Source organism: Pusillimonas sp. T2, assembly GCF_002236805.1.
GTDB lineage: Bacteria > Pseudomonadota > Gammaproteobacteria > Burkholderiales > Burkholderiaceae_B > Neopusillimonas.
Genome location: NZ_NIQA01000012.1, coordinates 17,084 through 36,751, shown reverse-complemented (window position 1 = coordinate 36,751; position 19,668 = coordinate 17,084). Strand labels below are relative to the sequence as shown.

Sequence of the window (19,668 nt, the reverse complement as noted above, 5' to 3'; positions counted from 1 at the left end):
TGGCTGTTTTCGACCCAAAGCTGCCTCTCGCGCATATACAGTAAAGCGGCTATTCGGCATGTCTGCTACAGTATTTACAGTAATACTAGTTGCTAGGAACCTCTGTGCTACCCATGCATTTTTCTTTCGAAATTAAAACAAAAGATAAAACGTCCTTCTTAGAGCATTGGCAAGCGAAGTACGAATATCCAGCAGAAGAAAAGTACACACAGAACATCGGCTTGCCGCTGACCGAGAAGTCTCGCCACGAGCTTTTTGAGTGGAAAAACGGAGGCGTCATATCCAAGTCTAAGACGCGCAGCATTCTAGAAAATTACCCATTGATTTTCAGCGGCGATCATCGCGCTCGTTACCTCAATCACAAGGAACCTGGCGGCGCGATCTGGAACATCTTTTATCTGCACTGCTTAGAGCCAGAGAAGTGGCCTATCTTCGATCAGCATACGTTTCGCGCGATGCAATACATTAAGACTGGCCAGATCGTTGAGATCGGTACGACGAATAAGCAGAAGTATGCAGCCTATAAAGATGAGTACATCCCTTTTCTACGCACTTTCGGAGGAAACAATGCCCGAAAAATTGATAGGGCGCTTTTCGCATTTGGGCAGTTCCTCAAACTTGCGGCAAGGTACGCCTAACCTTCATTTAGCGTATCGAACGGCACGCGGTCTGATCGACTGCGGCTAGCCTACGGAACATCGCAATTTTCTACGAGAGCACACGCATAATACCCGCTAGCTTTTTTATGGCGACTTCCATTTCGTGTGGGGCATGGGCAGCAAATCCCATGAGAAAGCCGGCTTTCAGCGGATCTGACGCATGAAGTGAACTGAGTCCCAATAGATCAACACCCGCTTTTTTCGCGGAATCCACCAATTTTTTTTCGGAAATGTTTTTATTAAGCAGGCAGGGCATCTGCATCCCTCCGGCAGGCACGTACGACGTTACGAATTCACCTAAGTGCTTATGTATCAGTTCTGCCAGCGTGTCGCGTCGTTCGGCGTAAACAGCACGCATGATTCTTATATGCGCGCCGAAATGACCTCCCTCGATAAACCGAGTCAGTGTAAGTTGTGGAATGGCCGCGCTGTGGCCGTCCAGCAATGTGCGCGCTACCGTCATTGGAACCACCAGTTTTGAAGGCAGGATCATGTAGCCAATACGCAGGGCCGGAAATAATGATTTGGTGAACGTCCCGATATAAATGGTACGGTCATAGGGGTCTAGGCCCTGCACGCAGGCCGTCGGTTTACCTTCGTAATGAAATTCGCTGTCGTAGTCATCTTCGATGATCCAGCTTTGGTATTGCCTGGCCCATTCAATGATGGCTAACCGTCGGTCCAACGCAAGGGTGGCCCCGGTAGGAAATTGGTGTGACGGTGTGAGATAAACGGCCTTGGCTGAATTGCCGGATGTCTTTGCGGCGTTCTCAAGATGCTCCACCAGCAGGCCATTGGTGTCTAGCGGTACGGGTACACAAGTCAAACCTGCAGCATCGAATGCTTTCCGTGCGCCTTGGTAGACCGGATCTTCAATAAAAATTGAGTCCCCCGGGTCTAACAGCACGTTAGCGCATAGTGTCATCGCTTGTTGTGAGCTGGTCAGTACGACTATGCGCTCGGGTGTTGCGTGCGCACCGCGCTCGAGGTTCACATAATCTGCAATTGCGCGGCGCAGCGGCTCTAACCCTTGCGGGTCACTGTGCGTCAACGCCTTTGTTCCATATTCTTTAAGTACTTGTCGTTCCAGGCGTTCCCATGTCTGTAGTGGAAAATTGCGTGTTTCCGGTATGCCTGGCGCGAAGGGTCTAGGCGCCAGGAAGTCTCGCAAGCCACCGCCCTGGAACATTGTGCTACCGCGTCGGCTAAGAGGTCGAACCTCATCGCTAAGCTTGGTCTGCTGAACTGACTGACGTCTTGGGAGCCGATGTACTCGTTCCGAGATGAAGCTACCACTGCCAACACGCCGCTCAATAAAGCCTTCAGCATGCAGCTGGCTATAGGCCGATTCGATCGTATCGCGGGATACGTTTAGTGATTTCGCCAAGGCACGTGATGCGGGTAGCGGCTTACCGACGTCCAACGTGCCATCGAGAATCAATTGCCGGATGCCACGCTGTATGCGCGTATACAGCGGCAGGGCGTTTTGCGCGGGATCGCCGATCCAGGCTTTAACAGATTCGAGTTGGGCGTGTTTAAACAATTGGTCTGTATAGCTATAAAAAAATGGATGGGAACATCAGTCCATTTTAAAGCTATAAATTTGTTTGTCAGGTTTTCCCGTTCAATTGTTTTCAGGAACCCGTCCCAGGCCATGAAATCTGTCCCTGCATCTTCCCCCACTCGTTTGAGCGATCTCGCGCACCCCGCTGGGGCGGGCCTGATTACAAGAACCTGTCACGACCAGCATGGTCGTTATGCCGAAGCCCTTACGGTTAATGACTTCAGACGTAATTTGTCGACCGTACGTGCTCGTATTGATGCTGCCTGCCAGCGCGCTGGGCGTAACCCGTTGGCGGTACGTCTGTTGCCCGTGAGCAAGACCAAGCCGCAGTCTAGCCTGCGCATGGCCTACAAGGCAGGTTGTCGAATGTTCGGGGAGAACAAGTTACAAGAAGCCCATCAAAAATGGGAGTCCATGCAGGACCTAAGCGATCTTCAGTGGTCGATCGTCGGCCACCTGCAAAGCAATAAAGCCAAATTGGTGGCTCGATTTGCGACTGAGTTTCAAGCACTCGATAGCTTGCATATTGCCGAGGCATTGGATCGCCGCTTACAAGCGGAAGGCCGCGCGCTGAATGTATTCGTACAGGTCAACACTTCCGGCGAAGCGAGTAAGTATGGGCTGGCCCCTGAGGATGTGGGGGCATTCATTCAAGCGTTGCCTGCTTTTTCTGCGCTTCGTGTGCGTGGCCTGATGACGCTCGCTCTTTTCAGCGCTGAGGCTGAGCGAGTGCGTCAGTGCTTTGTGCTTCTACGCAGCCTGCGCGATCAACTCAGGCAGAGTGCGCCCGTTCAGGTGAGCCTGGACGAATTATCCATGGGCATGTCTGGCGATTTCGAGATTGCCGTTGAAGAAGGGGCCACCGTCGTGCGTATCGGGCAGGCCATTTTTGGAGGCCGAAATTTGCCCGATAGCCATTACTGGCCAAACAACGGCGATATCAGTTAGCTGATCAACTTACCTCATGAACTGCAAGAGCAAAGGACCAACCCATGCATGACACCTCCGCAACCCTTACGAATTTTGACCCCGAACTGGCTAAAGCGCTTGAGCATGAAAAACGTCGCCAGGAGGATCACGCTGAACTGATTGCTTCCGAGAATTACGCAAGCCCACTCGTGATGGCCGTCCAGAACTCTGTTTTTACTAACAAGTACGCAGAGGGCTATCCGGGCAAACGTTACTACAGCGGTTGTGAGTACGTGGACGAAGCCGAGAGGCTAGCCATTGAGCGAGTAAAAGCGCTGTTCGACTGCGATTACGCCAATGTTCAGCCACATTCGGGTGCTCAGGCCAATGCTGCGGTGTTTTTGGCACTGGCTAATCCTGGCGATACCGTAATGGGCATGAACTTAGCTCAAGGTGGCCACCTGACTCACGGTAATCCGTCTAATTTCTCGGGCAGACACTACAAGATCGTGCCTTATGGACTTGACCCCGAGTCGGGCCTGATTGATTACGACGAGATGGAACGCATCGCGCTGGAAACTCGACCCAAAATATTGATCGGTGGCTTTTCGGCCTACTCCCGCTATAAAGATTGGGAACGGATGCGCGCTGTTGCTGACAAGGTTGGTGCCATTTTCTGGGTAGATATGGCCCATGTTGCGGGTCTGGTAGCGGCAGACGAATACCCGGACCCACTGCCTCACGCTCATGTCGTGACCAGCACGACGCACAAGACCTTGCGCGGGCCACGCGGAGGGATCATTCTTGCTAAAGGCCAAAACGAGGAGTTCTATAAAAAGCTCAACTCTGCCGTATTTCCTGGTATTCAGGGCGGTCCGTTGATGCACGTTATTGCCGCTAAAGCGGTAGCCTTCAAAGAGGCGTTGGCACCTGAATTCAAGATCTATCAACGCCAGGTGGTATCAAACGCTCGCGCAATGGCTTCAGTCATCCAGCGGCGCGGCTACAAGATTGTTTCGGGCGGCACTGACAATCATCTGATGCTGATCGACCTGTCTGATAAGCCCTATACAGGCAAAGACGCCGACGCTGCGTTAAGCCAGGCATACATAACGACGAATAAGAATTCAGTACCCAACGACCCGCGCTCGCCATTTGTCACATCAGGATTGCGCATCGGCACACCCGCAGTAACGACACGAGGATTCACTGAGCCTGAGTGCGAGCTGCTGGCTGATTGGTTGTGCGATGTGCTGGATGCCTTGGAAGTCGGTAACGCTTCGCTAACGAAGCTCACTCAGACGACTCGCGAGAAAGTCATGGGTTTGTGCCGGAACTATCCCGTATATGTTCAGAATGACGCGGGTGACAACGTTACGTTAGAACTTGCGAAGGCGCGTTCTTATTGAGGCTCTTTTTTGCCCGCCCAGCACCACCGGCAATTTGCTACAGTACGAGCGAATCTTAGATAAGGGTGGGCCCATGATCGTTGAAAAAGATAAGGTGTCTATCGGATGGATGAGACGAAGCTGGCAGCGCATGCATCGGCGTCGTTACTTTACGGTCAGCGTTTTGATTTTTATTGTGCTCGCCATTGCGCTGGTATTTCTCGGGTTGCGCCCCGAGCTTGGCTTGCTCTTGGCTTTTGACATCGCTGTCGTGGCTTTTTTGGTCGCGACAGCCATCATGTTTTTCCGCTCAGATATTGCGTCCATCCGGGAACGAGCCCATAAAGAAGACGAAGATTATTGGGGGTTTTTGCTAAGTACGGCAGCCGTAGCAACCGTGGTGTTAGTGGCGTTGGCAGGGGGGCTGCATCCAAAGCGACAGGCAGATAGTCTTCATATTGTGCTTGCGGTGTGCAGCTTGGTTTTGGCCTGGTTGTTCATGCACACCATCTTCGCGCTGCACTACGCCCATGAGTTTTACGGCGACAACAAAAGTGAACATGCCGGCTTGTATTTCCCCGGTACCACTGACCCAGACTATTGGGATTTTGTGTATTTTGCGTTTGTTATCGGGATGACGTTCCAGGTTTCCGACGTGCAGATCAAATCACGGGAAATCCGACGCGTTGCCTTGGTGCATGGCCTGATTGCATTTTTCTTTAATGTGTTCGTTATTGCACTAAGTGTAAATATTGTGGCGGGGAATATGTGAGCTGTTGGCCTGTGGCGGTTGCGATCGGGCAACACTGAAAGCGTGTACGTGCAGCGCTAAGGCCCGTGATGATAAGAATGATTTTTGATGAAGTAAAATATTTTTATCTAAACAAAAAGTGAATTTAATTCATAGACCATGCTCGATCGTATTCATCTGTCCATCGTACAAGAGGTTGAAAAGCAAGGCTCACTTACCGCCGCTGCGACGGTTCTTCATGTCACACAATCGGCTCTGAGCCACAGCATGAAAAAGTTAGAGCAACAACTGGGTACTGATATCTGGTTGCGTGAAGGCCGCAGCCTGCGGCTGACACAAGCGGGCCAATATCTGCTTTCTGTGGCCAACCGGGTGCTGCCGCAATTGAGTTTGGCTGAAGAACGGCTACAGCAGTTTGCGCAGGGCGAACGTGGCACGCTGCGCATCGGCATGGAGTGTCACCCTTGCTACCAATGGCTACTTAAGATTGTTTCGCCCTATCTGACTGCCTGGCCAGATGTAGAAGTTGACGTCAAACAAAAGTTCCAGTTTGGTGGCATTGGCGCTTTATTTGGCTATGAAATAGATCTTCTGGTCACACCTGATCCACTGAACAAGCCAGGGCTGATATTTGAGCCCGTCTTTGATTACGAGCAAGTTTTAGTCGTTGCTGCCGATCATAGACTGGCCAAAAAGGAATTTATAACCCCAAAAGAGTTGACCAATGAGGTCTTGGTGACTTATCCGGTCCCTGTCGAGCGTCTGGATATTTACAGCATGTTCCTAACACCAGCAGGAATTACGCCCAAAAGCCATAAGCCCATCGAAACAACCGATATCATCTTGCAGATGGTCGCTAGCGGTCGCGGCGTAGCGGCATTGCCACGTTGGTTAGTACTGGAATACACAAACAAAATGAATATTGTTCCAGTGAAACTAGGCAAGCACGGGATTGCCAAAAACATCTTTCTTGGTATTCGTGAGGCTGACAAAGACATTGATTACGTGCGCTCATTTATCGACAAAGCAAAGGCTCTTGAGACGAAGTAACGAGATCCGCCTGGATAGGGTAGGGGGCTTCTTGATCTATGTTGTACATGCCGAAATTTGACCGGTGAATTGCTTGATTAAATCTATCGCATGAGAAAACATCATCAATAGATGAAATTAAATCACTTTTTTTCATGAGACGAATTGCCTAACATTCAACTCAAGCATCTATTCAAGATGCAGCGAGTTAAAAATTTAGGTTAGAAGTCACATGAATAAAGAGTTCACATTTGCCGTCAAGCGTACTCGTTTCGACGAGGACTATTGTCCTTCAGAAGCGACGCGTCTCACTACCAACTTTGCAAACTTGGCCAGAGGAACTGGTCGTCAAGAGAATCTGCGCGATACGCTCAAGATGATCGACAACCGGTTCAATGCGTTAGCGCATTGGGATAACCCGCAGAGCGATCGCTACAGTGTGGCCATTGACATCATTTCTGTTGAAATGGATATCAATGGCGAGAGCGCCGGGAATGGTCTTCCACTGATTGAAATATTGAAGACCAGTATCGTTGATCGAAAAACCAACGAATGCATCGAGGGCATCGCGGGAAATAGCTTTTCGTCTTACGTTCGTGACTATGACTTTAGCGTAGTGCTGCCAGACCATAAAAAAGACGGTTCCGACTTCAGTCTGCCAGATAATTTTGGCGACCTTCACGGAAAACTTTTCAAAGCATTTTTGAACTCGGACGCCTACAAAGCGAACTTCTCCAAGCTACCCGTCATTTGCCTGAGTGTCTCAACCAGCAAGACCTATCAGCGCACCAACAACCAGCACCCCGTCTTGGGGGTCGAATATGTGCAGGACGACTACTCTCTGACCGACGAGTACTTCAGGAAGATGGGCATGGAAGTCAGGTACTTCATGCCTGCAAATTGCAAAGCCCCCTTTGCGTTCTATTTCTTTGGCGATTTACTCAACGATTACACGAATCTCGAATTGATCAGCACGATCAGCACGATGGATACCTTCCAGAAGATTTACCGACCTGAGATCTACAACGCCAATGCCGAAGCGGGCAAGTTATATCGCCCACGCCTGACAAATCGGGATTATTCGCCGACCCGCATTATTTATGACCGTGAAGAGCGTAGCCGCTTGGCCGTTCAGCAAGGGAAATTTGCGCAAGAGCACTTCATCAAGCCGTATCAGGCGACGCTGGCGCAATGGGTCGCCGACGGCGCGCTTTAAGAATACTAACAATCAGGTTGTTCATCATGAAAAAACTATTACCGACGTCGACGGCGGGCAGTTTGCCCAAACCTTCCTGGCTCGCAGAGCCCGAAAAATTGTGGTCCCCTTGGAAAGTGCAGGGCGAAGAGTTGGTTGAAGGCAAGTTGGACGCGCTGCGCCTAGCTTTACAAGAGCAACAACTTGCCGGGATCGATATCGTCAGTGACGGCGAGCAGACGCGGCAGCATTTTGTGACCACGTTTATTGAGCACCTGGATGGCGTTGATTTTGAACAGCGCGAGACGGTCAGGATCCGTGATCGGTACGATGCAAGTGTGCCGACCGTTGTGGGAGCCGTCTCACGTCAAAAACCGGTCTTCGTTGAAGACGCAAAATTCCTTCGTCAATTAACCGATCAACCGATCAAATGGGCCCTGCCAGGCCCGATGACGATGATCGATACGCTCTATGACGCCCATTACAAAAGTCGTGAAAAGCTGGCTTGGGAATTTGCCAGAATCCTCAACCAAGAGGCTAGGGAGCTGGAAGCCGCTGGGGTCGACATCATCCAGTTTGATGAACCTGCATTCAATGTCTTTTTTGATGAAGTCAACGAATGGGGCGTTGCCACTCTCGAGCGGGCGATCGAAGGCCTAAAATGTGAAACCGCTGTTCATATCTGCTATGGCTACGGCATCAAAGCCAATACCGACTGGAAAAAATCGCTGGGATCCGAATGGCGGCAATATGAAGAAGCCTTCCCCAAGTTGCAAAAATCCACTATCGATATCGTTTCGCTGGAATGCCATAACTCGCATGTTCCAATGGACTTGATCGAGCTCATCCGCGGTAAAAAGGTCATGGTCGGCGCTATTGACGTGGCAAGCAACACCATTGAAACGCCCGAAGAAGTCGCTAATACGTTGCGAAAGGCACTTCAGTTTGTTGACGCCGACAAACTCTATCCTTGCACCAACTGCGGCATGGCGCCGCTGGCACGCAACGTGGCACGAGGCAAGCTTCGCGCCTTGGCGGCAGGCGCAGAAATTGTGCGACAAGAGCTTTAGAAATAACTTCGAGAGGACAAAGTGTCGTCGAATTTAACCAGCGACGACACTTTGTCCTCTTTCATTTCGATTTCTCCTCAATTCATAAAAGTGGTATGCAACAATCAGGCCCCACCATGTCATCCAACATGACGTCAATCGATTCGTCCCACTTTCGCAAAGCGCTCGGACACTATGCGTCGGGCATCACAGTCATTTCCTCGTTAGTCGAAGGTGAGCCAATCGGCTTCACCTGTCAGTCGTTCTACAGCGTATCGATGAATCCGCCGCTGGTGTCTTTCAGCGTTATGGCTGGTTCTGCCAGCTATCCGAAGATTCGCCAGGCAGGTCGATTTGCAGTCAACATCTTGTCAGATAAGCAGGTCCGAATATCCAACCAATTTGCCCAGAGGGGGGCCGACAAGTGGCAAGGCATCGAATGGTGGGAATCGCCATTAGGCAATCCTGTCATCGCGAACAGCGTGCAATGGCTCGATTGCGAAATCTATGCCGAGCATGCGGCGGGTGATCACGTCATCGTGATAGGCGAGGTCAAAGCTCTAGGCCCCGAATACTCGGCCATTAGGCAACCTTTGGTGTACTTTAAAGGGCAATATCACATCATTGCGGATCAAGCCGTAGCCTGAAACCTTATTCAGAAAGTACCGAGCCGTATTTAACGCAATGAAGCAAGCCCTGCTCGACGGCCAATTTATCTGTGTATTGGAGATTATTCCTCGACAGTCATCGTCGAGCACCTCCGCACATAAAAAAATTTTGCGACGCGGACATTTAGCCGGTTGGCCTCTGTTTCTATCTTTCTCCGATAGGGTTGGTTTGCACTGCGATCTCAGCCCACTTGAGGGTGCAGCAGCACTGGGCGATCCGTCCTCATCGTTGCTCCATTTTTCAGGCAAGGATCGTGAACGCATAGACCTACTGCTCTACCTGGATGAGATGAAGGCCCGTGGTTTGAGCCAGTTATTGCTTCTAAGTGGTGATCGCTTGCCAGGCCACCATCCCGAGCAGTCCCCGGTACACTATCTTGAGTCGGTTCCTGCATTACAGATTGCTCGTACACATTGTCCTGACTGGCTTCTGGGTGCAGCATTGAACCCATTTAAGTACCTCGAAGAAGAAGGCTGTGCCCAGTACCTGAAAGCGCAAAAAAAAATCTTGGCTGGCGCCGATTTTTTGACTTTGCAGTTGGGTTTTGATGCTGCCAAGCATCTTGAGGCGCAAACTTGGATGAGTACCCAGGCGGATACGAAACCAATGCTTGCCTGCGTGATGCAGTTGACCGCTAAACGCGCAACTGGGCTTAATCATGTGCCAGGTATTGTTATCACCAAATCCATGCGTGCCGTCTTGGATCGCGAGCTGAATGTGTCCTTGAGCTACGCTGACACACGAAGCTTCGAGCGTCTGGGCTTGCAAATCGTCGGTCTTCAGCTGATGGGATATGCCGGGGTTTATGTGTCAGGTGTGCATGCCTTGGATGAGCTGATTGCATTGGAACAAGTCATCGGCAGGTATCGTGACCGTATAAGCTCCGTGGCTGATTGGATGGAACTGTGGTTGGAAAGCTGGGAGATACCAGGGGCTCCTAAAGTCTGCTTCACGCCAGAGAGTGCCAGCTGGGAAATAGGGCAATCCGATGTTAAAGCATCCCATCTAGAGCAGCTGCGATACACGCTGCTGTCCAAGGTCCATCATTTATTTTTTAGTCGTTACGGATGGCTAAGCAAAGCGTTTGGCTGGAATGTGACGCGGCCTTTCTGGAAAAATAGTACTGCTGCCAGTGCACTGCACGCGTTAGAACGAGCCATTAAACGGCCGCTGGTCGGTTGTGATACTTGTGGTAATTGCCGCTTGCATGACACCTTTTATGTGTGCCCGGAGACGTGTCCCAAAGGCCTTGCCAATGGTCCTTGCGGTGGTACCCATCTTAATCGCTGTGAATTTGGTGATCGTGAATGCATACACAGCGTCAAATATCGTATTGCCAAATCTGTTAATCAATTGCCTTTACTACGCCAGTCCGTTACCCCGTGCATCGATGCAAGAGACCGACGCCAAAGTTCTTGGCCTAAATGGTTCAAGCAGGACCCTGATCGGTGAAAATAGCAACAAAGTTGCAAACTCAATAAAAGCTTAATTTTCAATTTTTGGCTACCTCAGAGCGGAAATTTAGCTATTTCGACTCTTTTCATCGAACGTGTGACTACGGCCGCAACAGCCTTGACGCTCAACTTCCGCCAGTCCGATCCAAACTCAGTGCCCAGTTAAAGTGCATTCAAAGGTATTGAATACTTTCGTTAACTAGCAGAACATAATGTGGGCAGGCGTGAAATAAAGGTAGATAGCAGGGTAAATACATTCCCGCTCACATCTCAGGCAGCAATTTTAGTAAGCTGGTGGTTGGCGCAGCCAATGAATAAGGCTGCGTCGACAAGGCCCCTCGCATTCCCATCCCCCATTCAAAGAGGACAATTAATGAAAATGCTAATGATTCTTACTTCGCACGATCAGCTGGGGGATACCGGCAAGAAGACGGGGTTTTGGCTGGAAGAGTTCGCCGCGCCTTACTATGTATTTAAGGACGCTGGCGCGCAGATTACCGTGGCTTCGCCCCATGGTGGGAAGCCGCCGCTGGATCCGAAGAGCGATGATCCGTCGGCGCAGACCGACGCCACTCAGCGCTTCAAGAATGACCCGGCAGCTCAGGCCGTACTGGCCAACACGCAAAGGCTGAAGGAGGTCTCGGCCGCCGACTTCGACGCTGTATTCTATCCAGGCGGTCACGGCCCGCTATGGGATCTGGCCGAAGATTCCACATCGGTCGCGCTGATTGAAGCCATGTTCGCCGCCGGTAAGCCAGTGGCTGCCGTATGCCACGCACCCGGCGTGCTGCGCCACGTTAAGTCGGCCGACGGCAAACCGCTGGTCCAAGGCAAGTCAGTCACCGGTTTCACCAATACCGAGGAAGAGGCCGTCGGTCTCACTAAAGTGGTGCCGTTTCTGGTGGAAGACATGTTGAAAAAGAACGGCAGCAATTACAGCAAAGCCGATGACTGGCAACCATACGTGGTCAGCGATGGCCTGCTGATTACCGGTCAAAACCCGGCGTCATCCGAGCCCACTGCCAAGGCATTGCTGAAGATTTTGGGCTGATCAATCTTCGCGAACTTTGCCATCCTAATTTATTAGCATCAAACCTTTAATTTGAAACACAGATACGGTAATCTTTAGATAAATTCAAACTAATACACGCAAACTCCAGGAGCTGCAGCCCATGAACACTAAGCGTAGAGACTTTATAAAAGGGTGCACCAGTGCGTGCGTGTTGTTGGTGCCGGGTTTGGCTGGTGCGGCTGCGTTAGGTAGCACATCCAATCCGTCGATTACCTATACCAAAGTACACATCGAAAAATCTATCAAGGCGGGCTTCGGTGGCGGCTTTGCATTGCGCGGGCATCGCCGCTCGGGTGATTTAACCTACGCCGAAATCGAGCATCATGGCAACCGCTATACCGTGGCGTCGGCTGATCTGGTTGACTGGAAAATTTTAAGCGCGGTCTGACCTTACTTTGCTTTGCCATACTCTTGGCCAGCGTTAAGCGTTGGCTTTCCTCTATCTATTAGGGCCGTGCAACGGTCGTTGATTAAGTCGCGCTTTGCCTGATGCCCAGCAGATGCACCCCAAAAGGAGCCGCGTCGTGTCCCAAAAAATCAAAAGTATTCGCATCCATCCCGGTATTGGTCTTGCACGTATGGGGAACAGTGATGAATTTTTTATCGGCCCAGAGGCACCTGGGGTTGTCGTTGATCCCGGCGGCAGTGGTGGCCCTGGCCCCGATGGCGGCACTTATCGCGACAGCAAGGCACGGCTTAAACGTCAGGCGCAGCGCTATCGCGTGTATGCCTATGACGCCGACGGCAAGGTTGTTGCCGAGCTCACGTCAGACTCTGAGCTGGTCAAGTCTTTACGCTGGCGCGTTCATGTCAGAAACATGAAAGCGGCAAACTATGCGTTTCAGGGCGCTTATTTGTTTGACCCAGACGAGTTACGCAATCCGTCCATTCAACCCGGCAAGAAGCCCATCGAGCGCACGCAACTGATCATTGATCCAGGCGTTCATACCATTACCTCTGGTCAGACAGAGCCTGTGGTCATGAAGGGTGATGTATTTACCGGTATTGAAAAGGGCAAGCTGCCAGGGGCCTTGCGGTTTGAGGGGTTTACACCCAAAGACACGTCGCAAGAAGTTGAGGTGACGTACACGCCGGCCAAAGGTATTGAGTTAGGTCAATTGCGGCTCGATGCACAAAGCCGTTTGTTGTTTGTGCCTGCCCCCGGAAAAGGGGACTGCGTCACGACACCCAAGGTAATGCTGTCGAACCCCAGCGAGTTCGTCGAGCCGCCCAACGGGCCGGACAACGGTAAAAATCCGTTAACCAATCAGTTTGCATACTTCAACGTGCCAGGCTGGTGGGACGACACCTGTGGCGGTGAAATTGACGCCACAGTAACGCTCAGCGACGGCACGGTGTTAAGCACACGGGACAACGTCAAGACAGAAACAGACGACGGCACTCGCAACCCCAACGCCGGCGCCTGGATCATCACGGCGCCGCCTAAGTATGCGCCCCATATGTACCACGTCGTGTCCATCCTCGACCGCGTGTACGAAGCCTTCCCAGAGGCCTATCCCAATGCTGGCAAAAAAACCAATTTCTATCGGGATATCTATCCGATATTTGCGAACGCGGTGCATTACGGCTGGGTTAGCGCAGAAGCGGCGGGGGTCTTGCCCGACGCCAAGAATAAAGGGCATGGTCCGGCCCAGTCCGGTAACTTGCTTAACCCGGGCTACTTGGCCTTGCTAAGCAATCCGGCCGAGAACATGAAGCCGATTCGGCAGACCATTTATCGCCTCATGCGTCATGCCCCTGGGCAGCGTGGGCGCTTGGTCGACTCGCTGATGCCGCCGCCTCCCCAGCGCCCGACCAGCTGGAAGAATGATGAATTTAAACGCGCCGAAGTCGATACCTTGATGCCCAAACTGTGGGGTACAGGGGGCAAACCCTTGCAAAACAAACAATTGGGTAACGACCTGCCCGATCAGTTCCTGAGTCTGACGGACTGGCAATTGGCCCATCTGAAGAATTGGGCCGAAGGGGATTTTGAAGTTGGCGAGATGCAAAAGCCCGTCGCGTTTGACAAGTTGCCACTCAACGATCAGCCACATGCTCTGGATAGCGCCGCGCTGCAACCCACCATTGGTGGCGGATTTCACCCAGGCATCGAGTTCCCCTACCTGATTATTTATCGTGAGTTTTTTGCCGAGGCGTTCAGGGTTGGAAAAGACGTCGAACCCGGCTCGCTTTCGGCATTTATGTCCAGTCCGTGGCAGGGCGATTTCTGGTCGTGCAACGAGGCCTGGTGGCCCACGCAGCGTCCCGACATCGTCTTCGAATACGATGCCAATACCAAAACCCGCACCTATAAAGAGTGGTTCCGCGGTTACGACGCCGATGGCGAGCCCTTGTCGTCTACCGATGGCTATGAGCAGATGGCTTATGCCTGGCCAAAGCTGGGCATGGTGCTGCCTATCAAGACGGCCGATGGCGACTTCCTGAAAGATAACGGGTCTGTTGTGTTTGTCGAGCAAGAGCGAGATCCGTCATTGAACCGTCCGCCCGCCAAAGGGAACTGACCTTTTGGTGTCATCGCCTGAAGAAGCCACCGATACGGTATGGGACGTTATCGTTGTCGGTGGCGGGCCGGCCGGGTCTGCCACCGCAATAACGCTGGCCAAGTTTGGCCAGCGTGTTTTATTGGTCGACGAGCAGGGCGGCGCTAAATTTAAACTGGGTGAGTCGCTGCCACCCGTATGTGTGGGCTTGGTTAAGCATTTTTTAGGCGACATTGATGCGCCCGAAGCGGGGCTGTGCGGCGTGTTTCATACCGCCGGCAACGTTTCTGTTTGGGCGACCGATCAGGCGCAAACCACCGACTTCTTCTTTACCCAAACGGGTTTTGGTTTATGCGTTGATAGGGTGGCCTTTGATGAAGCCTTACGCCAGAAGGCGGTTGCTGAAGGTGTGACACTACTGACGGGCGCCCGCTTTGAATCTTGCACCCGGCTCGTTGACTCAACGTCCAACTGGCAAGTGCAATTTAGCTACGGTGTGCCAGTACACCAGGCACGGTATCTGGTCGACTGTACCGGGCGACGTTCTTCCGTGGCCAAGGCGCTGGGTATTACGGCGCTTGAAACCGACGACAAATTGTTTGCCTATGCACAATGGTTCGCAACGTCAGCGCAAGATGACGACTGCTACACCCGAATCGAGGCCGGGCCGCATGGCTGGTGGTACACCAACCGCCTGCCAGGTGGCCAAGACGACACAACGCGCCGCTTGGTGGTGTTTCATACCGACAAAGACTTATCGCTTGCCAGGTTGGCGGCCAGCGCCGAGGGCTTCCAGCAAATCTTGGGCGATTCGGCCCATATTGGGCCTTTGCTGGCCGATCACGCGTATCGCCCATTGGGCACCATTCGAGGTGCTGCGGCCAACAGCCAGCGGCTGGCGTCGTTTTGCGGTGATGCCTGGATGGCGGTTGGCGATGCCGCCCAGGCTTACGACCCGTTGTCGTCTCAAGGCATCGACAAAGCGCTTAGATCGGGCAGTCATGCGGGGCATCTGATTCACTACGCACTGTCTGACAACCCGGTTAACGATCGCGCATTGGGTCGCGACAATCACTATATAGGTCAGTATGTTTTGCAGCAGCAACAGCTGTGGGACAAGTACGTGTCGCAACGCGATTTTTATTATCAGACCCAACCCCGATGGACAGACCAGCCATTTTGGCGGCGTCGTAGTTCGTTGCCCTGAAAAGAGGGACTTGGTCGTTGCCCTGGCCGATTGTAGTCAACCTGTCTGATTCAGACAGACCCTTTACGCGCTCGTGCTGCGTGGCCCAAACATAATAATAGCCATGCCAAGCAAGCTTACCGCCACACCGATCCAATCGGTACTTGTCGGTTTAACCTTATCCACCACGATCAGCCAAATCATGGCAACGCTGATGTAAACGCCGCCATACGCGGCATAGACACGGCCTGCGGCCGCAGGATGCAGGGTGAGTAACCAGGCAAAAATAGCCAGGCTGGCGGCGGCAGGTACTAACAACCATACTGATTTGTCTTGCTTAAGCCAAAGATAGGGCAGGTAGCAACCAATGATTTCGGCTAAAGCAGTAGCCGCGAAAAGCCCGAGTGTCTTGAAAAATTCCATGGCGATGAGTTTCTTTGTTGTCGATTGTCTGGGGCGGCTTTCAGCAAAGCATTGATCATTTTGACGGTGATACGGGACGATTGTAAGTAGGCATCACGATTCTGTCTGCGTGTCATTTGTACCGCCGGCTGCGCTTGAGTGTTGTGCCCGGCAGACACTCAAAAAAGCCGGCGTTATTTAAATGTATTTTCACTGATTAAGGAGTAGCCTACGCGTTGCGCGACGCCATTTTGGCAGCCAGCGCTAAAGAGCGCGAAGGCGCGTTGGCGCGTTTGCAGCAAGGCCGAGAGCGCAGCGTCGAGTTAATGGATCAGGCGGGCCGGTTGACCGACGACGCGTCGCGTGCCCAAGCGTTTGATCGGGTCAAGGCCCTATCGGCGGCAGATCAGAAAGCCACAGACGACATCGTCCAGTTGGTGCGTAATGCGCCGCTAGGGCAAGATGGGGCGCTGCTGATGTTTTTGCGTGAGTCTGTCGTTCAGCCAAGCAATCAGGTCGGAAGCGCAATGTCCGAGCTGACAAGCGCTTTCGAAGCGCATTGAAAGCCGCGTACCACATGAGCCACGGCGATATGACGCACCCGCTTGTGGCTAAAGGCAGCGATGAAGTGGCCCAGTTGATCAGCGAGCAGGAAAACATGCGGCAAAGTCTGGAAAACATTGTGGCCAGCGTTCGTCAAGGCAGTCAGGCTGTATCGATTGCCAGTCATGAAATTGCCCAAGGTAATCAAGACCTTTCGGCACGTACGGTGAATCAGGCCAGTGCGCTTGAAGAAACGGCCGCTTCGATGGAAGAGTTGTCTGCAACGGTGAAGCCGTAGGACAGATGGATCAGGCGACACAGCAAAATGCTGCGTTGGTCGAGCAAATGGCTGCAGCAGCAAAAAGTTTGCTGACCCAAGCCGAGGCACTGGTTGGTGCCGTGGCCGTATTCAAGCTCTCTGGCCACGCGACCGACAGCTTCTCAGCTCGACAGTCCGCGGGTTTACTGCAATTGTCGACTTAAACTGTGCGAATCAACACGTTGAATTGTTGGACGGTATAAGCAAAAAGTTCGTCCACTTTTCAATGCTAATATTTCGGCGTTAAAAAGAGGGGGACAAATAGCTGTCATGCGCATGAACGCGCCAGTGCGACGCTGGACATCTTGGTTGCTGCTGCTCGCGTTTCTGAATGCGATGGCGGTCCCCGTGTGGGCGGGCGCTTCGGGCAACCGGGCTACTGCGCGCACGGTTCTGATGCAGTTGTGTCATGCCGGCGGTTCCCAGCTTGTCGAGGTCGAGGTTGAGAACGACTCGTCCGACGCCAGCAGTGTTGCAGCCAGCGTACAAGACGGGTTTTGTTTACTGTGTTTTTACAGTGCGACACCGCCTGATACTGCAGCGCCATCTTCATGGCAGCCCGTCGCCCAAACTTGCGCGCATTGGGTTGTCGACGATGCCCCTGCGCCACTGGCTTTTCTCTGGAGTCCTGCCAGAGCGCGAGCACCCCCCGTTATCTCCTGACATCTCACTATAGGTAGCTTGATGTCGTGGTCCAGTCTTGGTCACGACACACCTTAGTCATTTCATTTTGCTGAGTCGTTGCTTCCAGCCGGTGCGCTTGCGCCGGGCGGCGCGCTTGCGCGTGCACGCAACCTCAGCAGATGTCAGGAGTATTTCTATGCGGTATTTATTTAATGCCAAGCACGTTCAGGGCGTGCTGGCTGTGCTTCGTGCGTTCATTGCATTTTCATTCCTGCTGCTGGCCAATCGCGTTGGCGCGCAGCAAGCTACGCCTACGCTGGCGCCCATTACTATTTCCGGAGAGCGCGGCTCGACGATGACGCAACCCGCGTCTACGGGCTCTAATCTGGGGCTAACGCTGCGGCAGACGCCGGCCAGTCTTGACGTCATTTCGCGTGAGGACATCGAGGAGCGGGGGGATGCGTCCATCACACAGGCCATTACCTGGTCCACCGGTTTTAGTGCCATGCCGCATCCAGGTAATGGTTTGAGCGCCCTGTCTGTTCGTGGGTTCAGCGATAGCGCATCTGTCATGCGCCTTTACGATGGCACTGCGCTATACGGTAATGTGGGCATTACCTTTCCGTTCGATACGTGGTCGGTTGACCGTATCGAGACGTTGCGCGGGCCGGCTTCTGTCATCTATGGCTTGGGTGCTATCGGCGGGGTGGTTAATGTTATTCCCAAAAAGCCCACGGTTGGACCCGTAGAAAACGAGCTGCAGGCCTCGGTGGGCAGCGACAATACGCAGCGACTTGGCCTGGGGAGCGGCGGCAGTCTGACCGATCGGCTGTCTTATCGCGTAGATCTGAGCGGCAATCGCAGCGATGGTTGGGTAGATCGGGGGGATAATTCCGATGCCACGTTTTCGGGTGCTTTGCAGTTCGACGCCACGCCCGAGCTTAGTTTTCGAGTAAGCCATGCGTACGGTTATCAGCGCCCCATGCAATATTTTGGAACACCGTTGGTTGACGGTAGCCCGCAGCGAGGTTTGCGAAAAACAAACTACAACGTTGAAGACAGCGTCATGCGGTTTCGCGATCAGTGGTCAGAATTAGCTATTTTCTGGCGTCCCAATGATGACTTGACGGTAAGCTCGCGCCTTTACCATGTGACAAGCCGGCGTGATTGGCGCAATGCCGAGTATTACGATTACAACGCGCAAACCGGACGGATTGATCGTTCCGGCAACACGCAAATTTCTCACGACCAGAGCCAAACCGGTTGGGCGACTGATGCGACATTCAAGTGGCGCTTGGCTCACATGCCCTCGACTTTCTCGATAGGATTTGATCTGAGCCGTAGCCGGTTTCAGCATGACAACAATACCTATAGTGGTAGCTCCGGTTCTGTCGACTTGTACGATCCCGATCCGGGCTACTTCCGAAGTGATTTTGCATTCATCCCGCGTTATCGCAACAAGGCGAATCAGGTTGCGTTGTTTGCAGAGAACCGCACTGAAGTGACTGATCGGTGGTCGTTGGTGGCAGGCGTGCGATACGACCAAACTCAACTGCGTCGTGATGATCTGGTGTCCCGGCAGCAAGCTTTTTCGAAGCGATACGCCAACGTGGGCTGGCGACTGGGTACGGTCTACGATTTGACCGCCGACACCGCCGTATATGCACAGTATTCCGAGGCGGCTGATCCGGTAGGCGCTTTGCTCATGCTTAGCCCCGCCAATGCAGACTTCAAGATGACCCAAGGGCGTCAGGTTGAAGTCGGGGTTAAAAGTAATTTTTGGGATGACCGGGGCGCGCTGACATTGTCGGTTTACCACATTCGCAAAAACAATTTAATCTCCCGCGACCCAATCAATCCGAGCCAAAGTGTGCAGGTTGGCGAACGCTCTTCCAGAGGGGTTGAGGCCTCGATTGAGCTGGCCGTTGCGCGGCACTGGCGCGTGCAAGCCAATGCCACGGTACTTCAGGCACGGTACGATGATTTTAATGAATCGTCGGGTGGCAGGGCGGTGTCCCGCAGTGGCAATGTGCCGCCGAACGTGCCACAGCGTCTGGCTAATGTATGGGTAAGCTGGGACTTTCTGCCTAACTGGACAGCAATGGGTGGGCTGCGTTACGTAGGAAAGCGCTATGCCGACAACGCAAATACATTGACCCTGCCGTCGTACACCACAACCGATTTGGCCATACGCTGGGATGTCGGGACAGATACGTCTATTACCGCGCGCGGCTACAACGTATTTGATAAGGCTTACTTCACCACGGCTTACTACAACACCATGCAATGGCTGTATGGCCCGGGGCGACGCTTCGAGCTGACGTTGGACCATCGGTTCTAGGTCTGGGGCA

The 19,668-nt window shown here is 52.8% G+C and carries 20 protein-coding genes; 18 read left to right on the top strand and 2 right to left on the bottom strand.

What is annotated here, in order from left to right:
* Nucleotides 1-113: 113 nt before the first annotated feature.
* Nucleotides 114-638: a hypothetical protein gene (locus tag PuT2_RS14420; protein WP_093971696.1), complete on the top strand. Its 525-nt coding sequence runs from the start codon at nt 114-116 to the stop codon at nt 636-638.
* Nucleotides 639-708: 70 nt separating this feature from the next.
* Here the strand turns inward: PuT2_RS14420 and PuT2_RS14415 are convergent, their stop codons facing one another.
* Nucleotides 709-2,202 (bottom strand): PLP-dependent aminotransferase family protein, encoded by a 1,494-nt coding sequence (locus tag PuT2_RS14415; protein WP_093971695.1) that lies wholly within the window; start codon nt 2,200-2,202, stop codon nt 709-711.
* A 111-nt stretch (nt 2,203-2,313) separates the two neighbouring features.
* On the opposite strand from PuT2_RS14415, the gene PuT2_RS14410 reads away from it, so the two are divergent.
* The 12 genes from PuT2_RS14410 (at nt 2,314) to PuT2_RS14355 (ending at nt 15,450) form a co-directional block, all read left to right on the top strand.
* Nucleotides 2,314-3,171 (top strand): YggS family pyridoxal phosphate-dependent enzyme, encoded by an 858-nt coding sequence (locus PuT2_RS14410; protein WP_093971694.1) that lies wholly within the window; start codon nt 2,314-2,316, stop codon nt 3,169-3,171.
* Between the two features lie 44 nt (nt 3,172-3,215).
* Nucleotides 3,216-4,541, top strand: coding sequence for a serine hydroxymethyltransferase (gene glyA / locus PuT2_RS14405; RefSeq protein WP_093971693.1), 1,326 nt, complete (start codon nt 3,216-3,218; stop codon nt 4,539-4,541).
* A gap of 73 nt (nt 4,542-4,614) precedes the next feature.
* A complete protein-coding gene (locus PuT2_RS14400; protein ID WP_254047014.1) occupies nt 4,615-5,292 on the top strand; it encodes a DUF1345 domain-containing protein in 678 nt (225 codons plus the stop codon).
* A 138-nt stretch (nt 5,293-5,430) separates the two neighbouring features.
* Entirely contained in the window at nt 5,431-6,321 is an 891-nt protein-coding gene (locus PuT2_RS14395) for a LysR family transcriptional regulator (RefSeq protein ID WP_093971692.1), read from the top strand.
* A gap of 211 nt (nt 6,322-6,532) precedes the next feature.
* Nucleotides 6,533-7,516, top strand: a complete 984-nt coding sequence (locus PuT2_RS14390) for a DUF1852 domain-containing protein (protein WP_093971691.1) — start codon at nt 6,533-6,535, stop codon at nt 7,514-7,516.
* A 26-nt stretch (nt 7,517-7,542) separates the two neighbouring features.
* Complete coding sequence (locus PuT2_RS14385; RefSeq protein ID WP_093971690.1) at nt 7,543-8,565, top strand: methionine synthase; 1,023 nt, start codon at nt 7,543-7,545, stop codon at nt 8,563-8,565.
* A 128-nt stretch (nt 8,566-8,693) separates the two neighbouring features.
* Nucleotides 8,694-9,191 (top strand): flavin reductase family protein, encoded by a 498-nt coding sequence (locus PuT2_RS14380; RefSeq protein ID WP_254047013.1) that lies wholly within the window; start codon nt 8,694-8,696, stop codon nt 9,189-9,191.
* 37 nt (nt 9,192-9,228) lie between these two features.
* On the top strand, nt 9,229-10,665 hold the full coding sequence (locus PuT2_RS14375) for a methylenetetrahydrofolate reductase C-terminal domain-containing protein (RefSeq protein WP_093971688.1): 1,437 nt from the start codon (nt 9,229-9,231) through the stop codon (nt 10,663-10,665).
* A 375-nt stretch (nt 10,666-11,040) separates the two neighbouring features.
* Nucleotides 11,041-11,718 (top strand): type 1 glutamine amidotransferase domain-containing protein, encoded by a 678-nt coding sequence (locus PuT2_RS14370; RefSeq protein WP_093971687.1) that lies wholly within the window; start codon nt 11,041-11,043, stop codon nt 11,716-11,718.
* 121 nt (nt 11,719-11,839) lie between these two features.
* Nucleotides 11,840-12,127, top strand: a complete 288-nt coding sequence (locus PuT2_RS14365; RefSeq protein WP_093971686.1) for a twin-arginine translocation signal domain-containing protein — start codon at nt 11,840-11,842, stop codon at nt 12,125-12,127.
* A gap of 136 nt (nt 12,128-12,263) precedes the next feature.
* Nucleotides 12,264-14,264: a LodA/GoxA family CTQ-dependent oxidase gene (locus PuT2_RS14360; RefSeq protein WP_093971685.1), complete on the top strand. Its 2,001-nt coding sequence runs from the start codon at nt 12,264-12,266 to the stop codon at nt 14,262-14,264.
* Nucleotides 14,265-14,271: 7 nt separating this feature from the next.
* Nucleotides 14,272-15,450, top strand: coding sequence for an NAD(P)/FAD-dependent oxidoreductase (locus PuT2_RS14355; RefSeq protein ID WP_254047015.1), 1,179 nt, complete (start codon nt 14,272-14,274; stop codon nt 15,448-15,450).
* 63 nt (nt 15,451-15,513) lie between these two features.
* Here the strand turns inward: PuT2_RS14355 and PuT2_RS14350 are convergent, their stop codons facing one another.
* Nucleotides 15,514-15,852, bottom strand: coding sequence for a YnfA family protein (locus PuT2_RS14350; protein WP_093971683.1), 339 nt, complete (start codon nt 15,850-15,852; stop codon nt 15,514-15,516).
* 215 nt (nt 15,853-16,067) lie between these two features.
* Between PuT2_RS14350 and PuT2_RS14345 the strand changes: the two genes are divergently transcribed.
* From PuT2_RS14345 to PuT2_RS14325, 5 genes are all read left to right on the top strand, one after another.
* The gene (locus PuT2_RS14345) at nt 16,068-16,394 is read left to right on the top strand and encodes a hypothetical protein (RefSeq protein WP_093971682.1); all 327 of its coding nucleotides are present in this window, start codon (nt 16,068-16,070) and stop codon (nt 16,392-16,394) included.
* 14 nt (nt 16,395-16,408) lie between these two features.
* The gene (locus PuT2_RS14340) at nt 16,409-16,672 is read left to right on the top strand and encodes a hypothetical protein (protein WP_093971681.1); all 264 of its coding nucleotides are present in this window, start codon (nt 16,409-16,411) and stop codon (nt 16,670-16,672) included.
* Nucleotides 16,673-16,677: 5 nt separating this feature from the next.
* The gene (locus PuT2_RS14335) at nt 16,678-16,857 is read left to right on the top strand and encodes a hypothetical protein (RefSeq protein ID WP_093971680.1); all 180 of its coding nucleotides are present in this window, start codon (nt 16,678-16,680) and stop codon (nt 16,855-16,857) included.
* A gap of 112 nt (nt 16,858-16,969) precedes the next feature.
* Nucleotides 16,970-17,356 (top strand): DUF2946 family protein, encoded by a 387-nt coding sequence (locus PuT2_RS14330; protein ID WP_158214058.1) that lies wholly within the window; start codon nt 16,970-16,972, stop codon nt 17,354-17,356.
* Between the two features lie 157 nt (nt 17,357-17,513).
* On the top strand, nt 17,514-19,658 hold the full coding sequence (locus PuT2_RS14325; RefSeq protein WP_093971678.1) for a TonB-dependent siderophore receptor: 2,145 nt from the start codon (nt 17,514-17,516) through the stop codon (nt 19,656-19,658).
* Nucleotides 19,659-19,668: the final 10 nt, after the last annotated feature.

Excerpts from the sequence above, each read along its gene's own strand:
- PuT2_RS14420 (WP_093971696.1), top strand. The coding sequence starts at position 114 with ATGCATTTTTCTTTCGAAATTAAAACAAAAGATAAAACGTCCTTCTTA.
- PuT2_RS14410 (WP_093971694.1), top strand. The coding sequence starts at position 2,314 with ATGAAATCTGTCCCTGCATCTTCCCCCACTCGTTTGAGCGATCTCGCG.
- glyA (WP_093971693.1), top strand. The coding sequence starts at position 3,216 with ATGCATGACACCTCCGCAACCCTTACGAATTTTGACCCCGAACTGGCT.
- PuT2_RS14400 (WP_254047014.1), top strand. The coding sequence starts at position 4,615 with ATGATCGTTGAAAAAGATAAGGTGTCTATCGGATGGATGAGACGAAGC.
- PuT2_RS14395 (WP_093971692.1), top strand. The coding sequence starts at position 5,431 with ATGCTCGATCGTATTCATCTGTCCATCGTACAAGAGGTTGAAAAGCAA.
- PuT2_RS14390 (WP_093971691.1), top strand. The coding sequence starts at position 6,533 with ATGAATAAAGAGTTCACATTTGCCGTCAAGCGTACTCGTTTCGACGAG.
- PuT2_RS14385 (WP_093971690.1), top strand. The coding sequence starts at position 7,543 with ATGAAAAAACTATTACCGACGTCGACGGCGGGCAGTTTGCCCAAACCT.
- PuT2_RS14380 (WP_254047013.1), top strand. The coding sequence starts at position 8,694 with ATGACGTCAATCGATTCGTCCCACTTTCGCAAAGCGCTCGGACACTAT.
- PuT2_RS14375 (WP_093971688.1), top strand. The coding sequence starts at position 9,229 with ATGAAGCAAGCCCTGCTCGACGGCCAATTTATCTGTGTATTGGAGATT.
- PuT2_RS14370 (WP_093971687.1), top strand. The coding sequence starts at position 11,041 with ATGAAAATGCTAATGATTCTTACTTCGCACGATCAGCTGGGGGATACC.
- PuT2_RS14365 (WP_093971686.1), top strand. The coding sequence starts at position 11,840 with ATGAACACTAAGCGTAGAGACTTTATAAAAGGGTGCACCAGTGCGTGC.
- PuT2_RS14350 (WP_093971683.1), bottom strand. The coding sequence starts at position 15,852 with ATGGAATTTTTCAAGACACTCGGGCTTTTCGCGGCTACTGCTTTAGCC.
- PuT2_RS14340 (WP_093971681.1), top strand. The coding sequence starts at position 16,409 with ATGAGCCACGGCGATATGACGCACCCGCTTGTGGCTAAAGGCAGCGAT.
- PuT2_RS14335 (WP_093971680.1), top strand. The coding sequence starts at position 16,678 with ATGGATCAGGCGACACAGCAAAATGCTGCGTTGGTCGAGCAAATGGCT.
- PuT2_RS14330 (WP_158214058.1), top strand. The coding sequence starts at position 16,970 with ATGAACGCGCCAGTGCGACGCTGGACATCTTGGTTGCTGCTGCTCGCG.
- PuT2_RS14325 (WP_093971678.1), top strand. The coding sequence starts at position 17,514 with ATGCGGTATTTATTTAATGCCAAGCACGTTCAGGGCGTGCTGGCTGTG.